The organism is Roseateles asaccharophilus, from assembly GCF_004362405.1.
Classification (GTDB): domain Bacteria; phylum Pseudomonadota; class Gammaproteobacteria; order Burkholderiales; family Burkholderiaceae_C; genus Kinneretia; species Kinneretia asaccharophila.
Window position 1 is genome coordinate 504,540 of the sequence record NZ_SNXE01000001.1, and the last position, 12,211, is coordinate 516,750.

Below are 12,211 nucleotides of genomic sequence, written 5' to 3' on the forward strand. Positions count from 1 at the left end.
AGACCTCCGGTGACATCCGCATGACAGGTCCGGCGCCCGCCAGGCCCTTGAAAGCCGCCCCCGACGGGCGTTTCAGCCCCGCCCGCGCCGTGGTCCGCCGCGCCCGCCGCGGGTCTGCCACAGGGGTTTCTTGCCCTTGAGGTGATGCTCGATGCCGTTGTTGAGGCGGCTGCGCAGGTCCACCACGGCCTCCACGCTGCCGTAAACGCCGGGGAAGCGCAGATCCAGCCACAGCCACAGGGTGCAGGAGCGCAGGGCCTGTTCCATGCGGTCCAGCCGGCTGTGTTCGTCCACATCGTCCAGGAACCAGGGCTGGCCGGCCTGGCCCGTGCGGGCGTGGCGGGCGGCCCATTCCAGGTATTCCTGCACCTGGCCGGGGGTGCGGCTGTCCACCGGGGCCTGGGCGTAGATGAAGCGGCTCTTGAGCGGCAGGGCGGCGGCCTCGCGGTCCAGGGCCTCGGCCAGCTCCAGCATCTGCTCCAGCTCCGCCACGGCGAAGTGGGCATCATCCAGACGCAGCTGCTGCATGAACACATTCAGCACCGCATGCAGGCGCGCCAGACCCAGCTGGGTGGCAATGGTCTGCACATGCCACCAGTTGGGCGCCACCGCGGCCTTGAAGTCGCGCGGGGCCTTGGGGCTGCGGGCCAGCTGCTCGCGCAGGTGGCGCGCGGCCTGGGGTTCGGCCTCGCGCAGCACGCCCGCAAAGCCCTCGTCGAACATGCCGTAGCGCCCGGCGCGGCCGGCGATCTGGTGCACCTCGGAGGTGTCCAGGGGGCGGTCACCCTCGCCATCGAACTTGCTCATGGTGCTGAAGAGCACGCGGCGTATCGGCAGGTTCAGACCCATGCCGATGGCATCCGTCGCCACCAGCACCTGCGAGGCCCCTTCCGCAAAACGCTCGGCCTCGCGGCGCCGCACCTCGGGCGGCAGGGCGCCGTAGATCACCGAGACGCTGTGGCCGCTGCTGGCGATCTGGTCGCGCAGCATCAGCACATCACGGCGGCTGAAGGCCACCACCGCATCGCCGCGCTGCAGTGCCGCAATCGGCACGGGCGCCTCCAGCAGCTGCACCTGTTGCTTGCGCTCGAAGTGCTTGACCTCGCAGCGCTCGCCGGCCAGGCCCAGCAGGTTCTCGATGGCGGGCACGGCATAGGCCGAGCAGATGATGATCAGCTCCTGGGCCGGTACGCCCACGATGGCCTGGGTCCAGGCCCAGCCGCGGTAGGTGTCGAAGAGCATCTGCGCCTCGTCGATCACCGCCACCTCGATGGGCTTGTTGGTGTTGACCATCTCGATGGTGCTGGAGACCACGCGGGCGTTGTCGGCCGGCACGTTCTCCTCCCCGGTCAGCAGGGAGCAGGGCACGCCGCGGCCCACCAGGCGGTCGCGGCCCTCCAGGGCCAGCAGGCGCAGCGGGGCCAGGTAGGCGCCGTCGCGGGCCTGGGCCAGGCGTTCGAAGGCGCCATAGGTCTTGCCGCTGTTGGGCGCGCCCACAAACAGGGTGATCTTGCGGCCCATGCGCCGGGCCAGGGGGAAGCTGTCGGGGTAGCCGCGGAAGGCCAGCTCGTCGTTCAGCCGGGCCAGTGTGCCCTGCTCTTCCACCTGGCGCTCCCAGCGGTCCTGGGCCCGGGTGCAGGCGGCCAGCAGGGCGTCTATGGGCTGGGGCTTGCCGCATTCCGACTGCAGGCGCGGCAGCAGGGAGGCCAGCTGATCGGCGCTCACGCCCATGGCCTCGCTGCGCATCAGCAGCTGGTTCAGATGCGCCAGCAGGCGCTGCTCATGCTCATAGGCCGGCTGCTGGCCCAGGGCCTGGCGCAGGGCCTGGTGCTCGCCGTCGCGGTAATAGGCCCAGATGGCGGCCTCCTGGGCTGGCTCGTTCAGGGGCACGCGGTAGAAGACCTGGACCTGCCAGCCCTCATGCGCCAGCTTGAGCATGCGGTTGCACAGCCGGGTCCAGCCCAGGCCCTCGCGCTGCACGCCCAGGGCTTCGAGCTGCTGGCTGCGCTGCTGCATCAGGGCGCGCACCGTGGGGCCGCTGCCCACCACATCCAGATGGGCCAGGGCCGGGGCGATCAGGCGGGGGGCTATCCAGCGGCTGGGACGTCCGCCGGAGACGGCCTTCTGGATCAGGATCAGGCCCAGGCGGTCCAGATCGGCGGGCTTGCCGGCATGGCCGTTGCTCTCGTCCACATCGGACGGGCTCAGCACCTGGGGCAGCTGGTAGGCCGATTGGCGTATGCGCAGCCATTGCTCGGGCCCGATCTCGGGTGGGATGCGAGCCGCGTGCCGTGGATTGGGCAGGGCGTAGTTCAGGGGCGCGTCAGCGGGGACGGCGGCGGGACAGGCGGATTGGACTTCAGACACGGTAGAGAGTGGAACACAGACGGCAGCCGGCCCCCGCGCCCTGGTGGGACGAGGACCGGCGTGGCCCGGGGCGACTCAGTTGCTGCCGCAACGATCCCAGTAGCCGCGCTCCCCGCTGGAGTCGGACCAGTACCAGCACAGATCCGGTGCCGGTGGCTCCGGCTCCTGGCCGCGCACCGCTGCCACGACCACGGCTCCCAGCAGCACGCCGGCAATCAGGCGCGCGCCATCGTTGCGGTCATCGTGCCATTGACCGTGGCGGATCTCGCGCCCGATCTCGCGCCGCATCTCACGGCGTTCACGGCCAATCTCGCGCATGCCTTCCCGGTACTCGCGCCGGGCCTCGGCACGGGAGGAGGAGTTCATGATGCTGTTGCGCATCTCGCGGCGCTCGCGGGCGATCTCGCGCATGCCCTCACGGTACTCGCGCCGTGCGCCCCAGTTGCTGGCCTCCGCCGGTGCCATGGGCAGCAGCGTGGCGCCCACCAGCAGCAGGACCAGGCCCGAAACAATGCTTCGATTCATGGTTTGACCTCCACCGCTGCCTAGCGGCCACGCTTGCCGGCGTCCATGGCGGCGCGGTGCCGCTCCAGGAAGGAGGCGCACTTGCTGCGGTCTATGCCGTCGGTGCTGCCGGCACCGAAGGCAGCGGCGTAGTAGAAGGCCCGGTCCGAGCCGAACATGCGCACCAGCCCGTCATAGGCGGCCAGCACCTCACGCTCATGCGCCAGGCGCTTGTCGCGTTCCAGGCACTGGTAGGCGGTGCCCGAGATGTAGCCGAAGTTGCGTATCGATTCCTCGAAGGCAATGTCGTCCGCGTCGGCCTTGGAGGCCAGAGGGGCGTTGTTCTGCGCGACGGCGCCCATGCCGAGCAGGCCCAGGGCGCAGGCCGCGGCCATTTGCTTGAGTTCTTTCAAGGCGAATCTCCACTCGTCGTCGGGTCGCCGGGACGGGACCCCTGCACGCGCGGCCCGGACGCAGCTGCAGGCCGCAAACAGCGGGATCGGGAAGATCCTGCTGCGACGCTAGCAGAAGAAGCTGCGCGGCGATACCGCCCGGCCCATGCTTACAGCACGGCGTAACGCCCCGGCCTGTGGTTGACGGCGATGAAGAGATTCATCACCAGGGCCGCCAGCACCGAGTAGGCCACGCGGTCCGGGCTGACCACAGCCAGGGAGCTCAGCAGGATGGAGCAGTCGATCAGCATCTGCACCTTGCCCGCCCGCCAGCCCCGGGCCTGTTGCAGATAGAGCGAGACGATGGTGGCTCCGCCCAGGCTGGCGCGATGGCGCGCCAGGAAGAGGCAGCCCGAGCCCAGCAGCAGACCACCCAACACCGCCGCATAAGCCGGGTGGATGCGCTCGATGGCAAAGAGCTGGGGCGAGTACTCCGTCATCAGAGACAGCACGCCGATGGCCACAAAGGTCTTGAGCGTGAACTCGCGCCCCATGCGAGTCCAGGCGAACCAGTAAAAGGGCAGGTTGATCAGGAAGAAGAGCTTGCCCAGGCCTATGCCCGTGGCGTAGTGCAGCACAAAGGCCGCACCCGCCGTGCCGCCGGTCAGCAGGCCCACCTGGGCAAACAGGATCAGGGCCAGGGAGACGAAGAGCACGCCCGTGAACAGGGCCTGTGCGTCCTCGAAGAAGCTGTGCTGCCGGATGGCCGGATCGTCCAGCAAGGTGGCGGTATTGGGGGTGGGCGGCGTGGTCATGGGCGGGCGCTCGGGCCCGCCAAGCATGCCATGAGCCGAGGCCCGCGGGCGGGTCGCATACCGGAAATCGGCACCTGGGCAAGCCGCCGCGCTGGGCAGCTGCCGGTGCCGCGGCCCATAGAGCCGCGCGGACATGATGACAGACAGACCAGACTAATCGCCCGGCGTGATGGCTTGATGACAGTGCCGAGTCAGAGCGCCGAAGGGCGAAGCTGTTCGTCCTGCAGGGCCTCGGGCAGCAGCCAGTCCGGCAGGTCTTGGTAGCAGACCGGGCGCAGAAAGCGCTGGATGGCCAGGCTGCCCACCGAGCTGTGCTGGGGGCTGGTGGTGGCGGGCCAGGGGCCGCCGTGCACCATGGCATCGCAGACCTCCACGCCGGTGGGGAAGCCCCGGCCCAGGATGCGGCCGGCCTTGCGCTCCAGCACCGGCAGCAGGCGGCGCGCCAGGGCCGCGTCCTCGGGCTCGGCATGCAGGCTGGCGGTGAGCTGGCCTTCCAGGGCCTCGGCCACCCGCAGCAGCTCCGCCTCGTCGCGGCAGCGCAGCAGCAAGGCCGTGGGGCCAAACACCTCCTCGTGCAGGGCCGGGTTGTCCAGGAAGGCGCTGGCCGGCGCGGTGGCCAGCAGGGCACCGGGACCCTGGGCCTGGACCTGCACGCCCGGCTGGGCGCAGAGCCGGGCGCTGCCGCTGGCGTAGGCCGCGGTGATGCCCGGTGTGAGCATGGGCGCGGCGGGCTTGGCCTGCAGGGCCGGGCCGGCGGCGGCCAGGAAGGCGTCCAGCTCCGGGCCTTCGAGGGCCAGCAGCAGGCCGGGGTTGGTGCAGAACTGGCCCACGCCCAGGGTCAGGGAATCGGCAAAGCCCTGGGCCAGGGCCGCGGCGCGGCTTTTCAGGGCGCCGGGCAGCAGAAAGACCGGGTTTACCGCGCTGAGCTCGGCAAACACCGGGATGGGCTGAGGCCGGGCCTGGGCCGTGGCCAGCAGGGCCAGGCCGCCGCGGCGCGAGCCGGTGAAGCCCACGGCCTGGATGGCCGGGTGCGCCACCAGGGCCTGGCCCAGGGCGGTGCCCGCATCGTGCAGCAGTGAGAACACGCCCTCGGGCAGGTCCAGCTCACGCACGGCCTGCTGGATCACCCGGCCCACCAGCTCCGAGGTGCCGGGGTGGGCCGGGTGGGCCTTGGCCACCACCGGGCAGCCGGCCGCCAGGGCCGAAGCCGTGTCGCCGCCCGCCACCGAGAAGGCCAGGGGAAAGTTGCTGGCACCGAAGATGGCCACCGGGCCCAGGCCGATCTGGCGCAGGCGCAGATCGGGCCGCGGCAGGGGCTGGCGTTCGGGCTGGGCGGGGTCCCAGCGCTGGCCCTGCCAGTGGCCCTCGCGCAGTACGCGGGCGAAGAGGCGCAGCTGGCCCACGGTGCGGCCGCGCTCGCCCTGCAGCCGGACGATGGGCAGGGCGCTTTCCAGGTGCGCGCGCTCAATCAGCACCTCGCCCAGGTCCAGCAGGCCCTGGGCCACGGCCTCCAGCAGGCGGGCGCGGGTCTCGGGCGGGGTCTGACGGAAGGGGTCGAAGGCGGCTTGGGCCAGGCGGCAGGCGGCGTCCACATCGGCCGCGTCGCCGCCGCCAAAGCGCTCGGGCAAGGCCTGACCCTGCAGCATGCTCCAGGCCTGCAGCTCGCCGGCCCGGCCGTAGCGTGCGCCGGCGCCTATCAGTTGTTCGCCGGTGATCATGGACACGCTCACAGCGAGGCTCCCACCTTGCGCAGCTCGGCGATCTGCGGGGACTTGGGCAGCCAGACCTTGTCGAACTCGCGGGCCAGGGCGGCGGTGTCCAGGCCGGGCTCGGTGCGGATGGGGAAAGGCAGGGCCTTGAAGCGCTCGATCAGGCCCAGCTCGGTGGTGACGATGTCGCGGATCTGCGCGTCCAGGCTCTGGCGCACCAGACCGCGGATCAGCTCCTTGTCCTTGGCATCCAGGTCCTTCCACACCCGACCCGAGACCAGGGGGGCGAAGGGCATGAAGAGCGCGTTCATCTGCAGCATGGCCTTGGCCACCTTGTCGAAGCGCTGGTTCCAGGAGAACTCGATATCGGCCTCCAGCCCGTCCACCTGGCCATTGGCCATGGCGTCGAAGACCTGGGGCGTGGGGATGGGTGTGGGCGCGGCACCCAGGGACTGGTAGAAGTCGCGATACACCGGCGTGGGGTTGATGCGCAGCTTCATGCCCTTGAGGTCCTTGACGCTGGCAATCTCCTTGGTGGAGAAGACCACGCGCATGCCGGTGATGCCCCAGCCCAGGCCCACGGTGCCGGTCTCGCGCGGCAGCACCTCCAGCAGCTTGAGCGCGGCCTCGTGGCGCACCAGCTTGGCCACATCGGTGGTGGAGCGCACGAGGTAGGGAGCGTTGATGGACGCGATGCTGGCCACGCGCGAGCCCAGCTCGGCGGCCTGGATCCAGCCCATGTCCAGGGCGCCGGTCTGCAGCTGCTGCATCATGGCCGACTCATTGCCCAGCTGGCCGGAGTGGAAGACGGTGGCGCTCAGGCGGCCGTTGGTCTCCTTCTTCAGGGTCTCGGCGAAGGCCAGGGCGGCGCGGTTCCAGGAATGGCCGGCGGGGGTGATGAGCCCCAGGCGGAACTCCTTGCCCTGGGCGCGGGCCTGGCCGATGAAGGCCGGAGCGGCCAGCGCGGCGCTGGCTTGGACGAAGTGGCGGCGGGTCAGCAGGGTCATGGCGGAACCTTTTGTGGTTGGGTGGGGGTTCAGTTCAGCAGGCCGAGGGAGAGGCTGGGGAAGAGCGAGAGCAGCACCAGGGCCACACAGCAGATCAGGAAGAAGGGCAAGGTGACCAGGAACATCTTTCCGGGCTTGGCGCCGGTGACAGCGGCGGCCACGAAGAAGCTCAGGCCCACGGGCGGCGACATCAGGCCCAGCACTAGGTTCACCACCACCACCACGCCGAAGTGGCGCGGGTCGATGTGATAGATCTCGGTGGCGATGGGCAGCAGGATGGGCACGGTCATGATCAGGCCGGGGATGCCGTCGATCACGGTGCCGATCACCAGCAGGATCAGATTGGTGATCAGCAGAAAGCTCACCGGGTCCTTGGCCACGGTCTGGATCCAGGCCGCGGCGGCCTGGGGCACCTTGCCGTAGATCAGCAACCAGGAGAAGACCGCGGCGGCGGCCACCAGGAAGAGCACGATGGCCGAGTACACGGCGGCGCGCAGCAGGATCTGCGGCAGCATGGCGAAGCGGAACTCGCGGGTCACGAAGCGGCCCACCAGGACCGAGACCACGGCGCCCGATTCGGTGGGGTTGGCCAGGCCGGCCAGGATGGAGCCCACGATCACGATGGGGATCAGCAAGGTGGGCGAGGCGCGCAGGATGATGCGGCCGCGCTCGCGCAGGCTCTTCTTCTCGCTGCGCGGGTACTTGTAGAAATAGCCCATGCAGGCGATGAGCACGAAGAACAGCAGGGTCAGCAGGATGCCGGGCAGCAGGCCGGCCATCAGCATGTCGCCCACGGCCACCTGGGCCAGCACGCTGTAGACCACGAACATCACCGAGGGCGGGATGATGGGGCCCAGCATGCCGCCGTAGACGGTGACGCCGGCCGCGAAGGTCTTGTCATAGCCCTGCTTCTCCATCTCCGGCACCATGATCTTGGACATGATGGCCACCTGGGCAGTGGCGGAGCCGATGATGGAGGCGAGCATCATGTTCGCCAGGATGTTCACGTAGGCCAGGCCGCCGCGCACCGCGCCCACAAAGCCCATGGCCAGCTCCACCAGGCGGCGCGTGATGCCGCCGCTGCTCATGATCTCGCCGATCAGGATGAAGAGCGGAATGGCGATCAGGCCGTAGCTGTCCACCCCGCCGAACATCTGGCTGGGAAAGGACTGGAACAGCACCTGGGCGTCGCTGGCATAGATGTAGACGATGCCCGAGAGGCAGAGGCAGACGCCGATGGGCACGCCCAGCAGCATCACGAGCAGGAAGAAGATGCCGGTGCTCATCTCAGTTCACCGTTTCCTCGGCATTGCCGAGATCAAAGCCGCGAATCTCGGCCCGCGGACGCAGGCCCAGGTCCTCCACCAGATTGGCCGCGGCATGCACCGTGAAGCCGATGCCGAAGAGCGGCAGCACCAGCTGCACGGCCCAGCTGGGCCAGTTCAGGGTCTGGGTGCGCTCGGTGTAGAGGAAATTGAAGCTGTCGGCCGCATAGGCCTTGGCGTCGAAGCCGTAACGGGCGATGCCCACCGGGTCCATCCAGACCCAGCACATGGTCAGCAGGGCCAGGCCGAAGAGCAGCACGCCGAAGGTGGCCAGGGCCTTGACCCGCCGCGCGTTGCGCTCGCTGAGCCAGTCGGTGAGCAGGGTCACCGCGAAGTCCAGGCGCAGCCGCGTCATGGCGGAGGCGCCCACAAAGCAGAGCCAGACCACGGTGTAGACCGAGGCCTCGTCCACCCAGTACAGCGGCATGCCCGTGTAGCGGGTCACGACATTGAGCAGGATCAGCAGGGTCAGCAAGCCCATCAGCCCCATCAGGGCCAGGCGCTCCAGCGCCAGGATGGCGCCGGAGGCCTGCTGCACCCAGCGGGCCCAGCCTTGTCGCGTCGGTGCAGCAGGGTCTTGCATGGCGCTGTCCTCAGGCGACGGAGCGGTATTGCTCGGGCCGTGTGGCCAGGGCCTTCTCGACCACGGCGGTAACGAAGGCGCGCTCCTCGCCGATCAGGGGCAGGCGGGGCTTGCGCATATGCTCGCTGCCCACGCCGGCCAGCACGTCGATGAGCTTCAAGTTCTGCACCAGCTTGTTGGACACATCCAGGTGCAGCATGGGCGTCATCCACTGGTAGAGCTTCAGCGCCTCGGCCCACTGGCCGGCCTTCATCAGCTCGAACAGGGCCACGGTCTCGCGCGGGAAGGCGCAGCCCACGCCGGCCAGCAGGCCGTCGGCGCCCAGGGCCAGGGCCTCATAGGCCAGATCGTCCACGCCGCAGAAGAGCTGGTAGCGGTCGCCCAGGGCGTTGCGCAGATCGGTGATGCGGCGGATGTCGCCGGTGCTTTCCTTGATGGCGGCGATCCACTGGCAGTCGGCCAGCTCCTGCATGTGCTCCGGCTTCAGGTCCACGCGGTAGGCCACCGGGTTGTTGTAGACCATGATGGGCTTTTGCGCCGCCTCGGCCATGCTGCGCACATTCAGCATGGCCTCGCGGGCATCGGCCACATAGATGACCGAGGGCATGACCATATAGCCGGCCACGCCGATCTTGTTGCAGGCCTCGATATAGCGCAGGGCCTCGCGGGTGCTGGTCTCGGAGACATTGGCCAGCACCGGGATGCGGCCCTCGGCGGCCTGCAGGGCAATGCGCGCCACCTCCACCTTCTCCTCCAGCGTCAGGGTGCTGGCCTCGCCCAGAGAGCCGCAGGTCACCAGGCCATGGATGCCGTTGCGGATCTGGAAGTCGATGTGGCGGGCCGTGCCCTCGGCATCGATGCGCTCATCGGCATGGAACTTGGTTGTCACGGCCGGGAAGATGCCGCTCCAGCGCGGCTGGTGGGGGGTGCTCATGGGGACTCCTAGGGGATGTGGAGGCCCCGCGCAGGGGCCTGGCTCTGAAATTCTCTATAAATATATTTAGAGTATTTCAGACATACATCGGCGTAAACCATGAGTTCGGCCGGGCCCGGCACGGGGCCGCCAGTGCAGCGCCCTGGGCGCGGCAGGCCGCCATCCGTCCTGCCGGGCGGGCGGCTTCGCAAGGGGAATGGGTGATGGGGCTGGGGCGCCGGGCGGCGCCCGCGGGCTTAGCGCTGGGGCGTGCTGTTGTCGCCGTCCAGGGCGGTGCTGCCACCGCCTTCGCCATTGCCCAGCTCGCGCACCAGGCGCTGCATCAGGGCAAAGAAGCGGTCGTAGAAGGCGCCGGCCGGAATGGTCTCGGAGGCCACCTTGACCAGGGAGTCCTGGGTGGAGGACAGGGGCACCGAGATGGAGCCGATGGCGCTCACGCCGATGCTGGTGGAGTTGGGGCTCTTCTTGAGCACATAGCGATCCTGCTGGGCGCTGACATAGGCGGTGGAGAGCTGACCGTTGCTGCCATCGGGCACGCAGACGATGTTGAAGCTGATCTCCACATGCACCTCGCCCTCGGGCTGGAAGCCCTTGCTGCCCTTGACCATGCCCTTGTTGGCCAGGCTCAGCACATAGCCCTGGCTGAGCAGGGCGCGGCGGGCGGCCTCGCAGGTGTCGTCCACGCTGGCGTCAAACAAGCGGGAGAAGGTCTCGTCCGCCTGGAAGCGCTCGCTCTGGTAGACGGGCTTGGGCGGCGGGGGCGGGCTGAGGGGATTGAGGCTGATCTTGCTGGCACAGCCGCTCAGCAGGGAGAGCAGCAGCAGCTGGAAACCGGTGCGCGCAAAGAGGGGGCTGAACATGGCCGTGATTATCCCGCCTGAGCCCGCGGCGCTCCGCCACCCCCTACCCCACACCACCCCATGTCGATGCCGCCACCCCGATCGGCTCTCGCCACTTTGGGGCCGCCGCGCCGATACAAGTTGTAACGGTCTGCCTTGTTTTTCCAGGCCGGCGCGCGCGCCTGGGCCGCGCTCAGCCCACTTTTTCGGCCCCCCATTTCCCGGCCGGCGGCCCGTTTGGGCCTCTGCCCATTCTTTGCCGCCCTCCCCCCATCCCCGCCCGGCGGGGTCTGCCTTGTTTTGCTGTGTTTTCGGGCCGTTTTTGCGTGCCGCCGGCCTGCTTGGCCGACCGGCGAAAGTCGTCAATTCGGAACGTCGGAAAGCAAGGAAGTAAGGAAGTAAGGAAACACGGAATCCGTGACGGCGGAAACCGCGAACATCCACCAGAAAGGACGTGGCGCCGATTGACGTCCTGCCGCGGGCTCGGGGCCGTTGCCAGCCTTGGTGTGCACGCGGCCCAGGCCCAGCCTAGCGCGGCCATGCAGGCGCGCAAGCCGGGGCATTCCCCGGGCCGGGCGGCCCGCGGAAGCGCTGAAAAACGCGATGGGATCGAGGGGGATTTCAGGGCCGCGGCGGCGGGGAGGGGTGCCGCGGCCGCCCGCTTCACAGCGGCGTCAGCAGGGGCTGGCCCTGGTCCAGGGCCTGGACATTGGCGATGAAGAGCTCGACGGTGGCGCGTATGGCCTCCGGCGACCAGCCCGCGATATGCGGGGTGAGGACCACATTGGCAAAGCCCAGCAGGGCCTCGGGCGGGCGCGGCTCGCTCTCATACACATCCAGGGCCGCGCCGGCGAGGCGGCCCGCGGCCAGGGCCTCGGCCAGGGCGGCGGTGTCCACCAGGCTGCCGCGCGCGATATTCACCAGATGGCCTTGCGGGCCCAGGGCGGCCAGCACCTCGGCATTGACGATATGGCGCGTGTCGGCGCCGCCGGGCGCGGCCACCACCAGATAGTCGGCCCATTCGGCCAGGGCGCGCGGGCTGTCGAAATAGGCCCAGTCGGCCGCTGCATCGGGGCGCGGGCGGCGGTTGTGATAGCCGATCTGCATCTCGAAAGCCTGGGCGCGTAGCGCGATCTTGCGGCCTATGGTGCCCAGGCCCAGCACGCCCAGGCGGCGGCCGTTGAGGCTGGGGCGCAGGGGCAGGGCGTCGCGCCACAGGCCCTCGCGCAGGGCGCGGTCCTGCTGCGGCAGGGCGCGCACGCTGGCCAGCAGCAGGGCCAGGGTGTGGTCGGCCACGCAGCTGTCATTGGTGCCGGCGCCGTTGCACACGGCCAGGCCGCGGGCCTTGGCGGCCGCCACGTCCAGGTTCTCGTAGCCGGCGCCCTGGGCCGCGGCCAGGCGCAGGCGCGGCATGGCGTCCATCTCCTCGGCGCGCAGGCCGGTGGCGCCATTGCTGAGCACCAGCTCGATCTCGGCGCCACGCTGGGCAATGGCAGCGGCGCGCAGGGCGGCGGTGGGTGCGTCGATCAGCTCGAAGCGCTCGTGCAGCAGGGCCTTGTACTCATCGGCCAGGGCCACGAGCAGCAGGCACAGGGGTTTCTTGGGCGATGTGGTCTTCATGCCGCCCATCATCGCCGCAGCCCGGGCCTCTGGCGCATGGGCGGTGCGTGCTGCGAACTTGGGGGCAAGCCCCGGGCCGGGTGCCGCGCAATTTCTGGCAGAGTGCCCGGCCAGAA

General features: G+C 69.5%; 11 protein-coding genes. All 11 read right to left on the bottom strand.

Annotated features, from left to right (window positions below; translation table 11 throughout):
* Positions 1 to 72 precede the first annotated feature (72 nt).
* Positions 73 to 2,367 (bottom strand): helicase-related protein, encoded by a 2,295-nt coding sequence (locus tag DFR39_RS20345; protein ID WP_133601904.1) that lies wholly within the window; start codon positions 2,365 to 2,367, stop codon positions 73 to 75.
* Between the two features lie 75 nt (positions 2,368 to 2,442).
* Positions 2,443 to 2,892 carry a hypothetical protein gene (locus DFR39_RS02270; RefSeq protein ID WP_133601905.1) on the bottom strand — a complete coding sequence of 150 codons (450 nt, stop codon included), beginning with the start codon at positions 2,890 to 2,892 and terminating at the stop codon, positions 2,443 to 2,445.
* A gap of 20 nt (positions 2,893 to 2,912) precedes the next feature.
* Positions 2,913 to 3,284: a hypothetical protein gene (locus tag DFR39_RS02275; protein ID WP_133601906.1), complete on the bottom strand. Its 372-nt coding sequence runs from the start codon at positions 3,282 to 3,284 to the stop codon at positions 2,913 to 2,915.
* Positions 3,285 to 3,433: 149 nt separating this feature from the next.
* Positions 3,434 to 4,078 carry a YitT family protein gene (locus DFR39_RS02280; protein ID WP_133601907.1) on the bottom strand — a complete coding sequence of 215 codons (645 nt, stop codon included), beginning with the start codon at positions 4,076 to 4,078 and terminating at the stop codon, positions 3,434 to 3,436.
* A gap of 191 nt (positions 4,079 to 4,269) precedes the next feature.
* Positions 4,270 to 5,796: an aldehyde dehydrogenase (NADP(+)) gene (locus tag DFR39_RS02285; RefSeq protein WP_133602389.1), complete on the bottom strand. Its 1,527-nt coding sequence runs from the start codon at positions 5,794 to 5,796 to the stop codon at positions 4,270 to 4,272.
* 8 nt (positions 5,797 to 5,804) lie between these two features.
* Complete coding sequence (locus DFR39_RS02290) at positions 5,805 to 6,794, bottom strand: TRAP transporter substrate-binding protein (RefSeq protein ID WP_133601908.1); 990 nt, start codon at positions 6,792 to 6,794, stop codon at positions 5,805 to 5,807.
* 29 nt (positions 6,795 to 6,823) lie between these two features.
* Complete coding sequence (locus DFR39_RS02295) at positions 6,824 to 8,080, bottom strand: TRAP transporter large permease (RefSeq protein WP_133601909.1); 1,257 nt, start codon at positions 8,078 to 8,080, stop codon at positions 6,824 to 6,826.
* Between the two features lies 1 nt (position 8,081).
* Positions 8,082 to 8,702 carry a TRAP transporter small permease gene (locus tag DFR39_RS02300; protein ID WP_133601910.1) on the bottom strand — a complete coding sequence of 207 codons (621 nt, stop codon included), beginning with the start codon at positions 8,700 to 8,702 and terminating at the stop codon, positions 8,082 to 8,084.
* 10 nt (positions 8,703 to 8,712) lie between these two features.
* Positions 8,713 to 9,636 (bottom strand): dihydrodipicolinate synthase family protein, encoded by a 924-nt coding sequence (locus tag DFR39_RS02305; RefSeq protein WP_133601911.1) that lies wholly within the window; start codon positions 9,634 to 9,636, stop codon positions 8,713 to 8,715.
* A 236-nt stretch (positions 9,637 to 9,872) separates the two neighbouring features.
* Positions 9,873 to 10,496: a DUF2242 domain-containing protein gene (locus DFR39_RS02310; protein ID WP_133601912.1), complete on the bottom strand. Its 624-nt coding sequence runs from the start codon at positions 10,494 to 10,496 to the stop codon at positions 9,873 to 9,875.
* A 642-nt stretch (positions 10,497 to 11,138) separates the two neighbouring features.
* A complete protein-coding gene (locus tag DFR39_RS02315; RefSeq protein WP_133601913.1) occupies positions 11,139 to 12,095 on the bottom strand; it encodes an NAD(P)-dependent oxidoreductase in 957 nt (318 codons plus the stop codon).
* Positions 12,096 to 12,211 lie beyond the last annotated feature (116 nt).

What these genes read in the sequence shown, in the direction of transcription:
- DFR39_RS02270 (WP_133601905.1), bottom strand. Translation starts at nt 2,892, where the DNA reads ATGAATCGAAGCATTGTTTCGGGCCTGGTCCTGCTGCTGGTGGGCGCC.
- DFR39_RS02280 (WP_133601907.1), bottom strand. Translation starts at nt 4,078, where the DNA reads ATGACCACGCCGCCCACCCCCAATACCGCCACCTTGCTGGACGATCCG.
- DFR39_RS02285 (WP_133602389.1), bottom strand. Translation starts at nt 5,796, where the DNA reads ATGATCACCGGCGAACAACTGATAGGCGCCGGCGCACGCTACGGCCGG.
- DFR39_RS02290 (WP_133601908.1), bottom strand. Translation starts at nt 6,794, where the DNA reads ATGACCCTGCTGACCCGCCGCCACTTCGTCCAAGCCAGCGCCGCGCTG.
- DFR39_RS02295 (WP_133601909.1), bottom strand. Translation starts at nt 8,080, where the DNA reads ATGAGCACCGGCATCTTCTTCCTGCTCGTGATGCTGCTGGGCGTGCCC.
- DFR39_RS02300 (WP_133601910.1), bottom strand. Translation starts at nt 8,702, where the DNA reads ATGCAAGACCCTGCTGCACCGACGCGACAAGGCTGGGCCCGCTGGGTG.
- DFR39_RS02305 (WP_133601911.1), bottom strand. Translation starts at nt 9,636, where the DNA reads ATGAGCACCCCCCACCAGCCGCGCTGGAGCGGCATCTTCCCGGCCGTG.
- DFR39_RS02310 (WP_133601912.1), bottom strand. Translation starts at nt 10,496, where the DNA reads ATGTTCAGCCCCCTCTTTGCGCGCACCGGTTTCCAGCTGCTGCTGCTC.
- DFR39_RS02315 (WP_133601913.1), bottom strand. Translation starts at nt 12,095, where the DNA reads ATGAAGACCACATCGCCCAAGAAACCCCTGTGCCTGCTGCTCGTGGCC.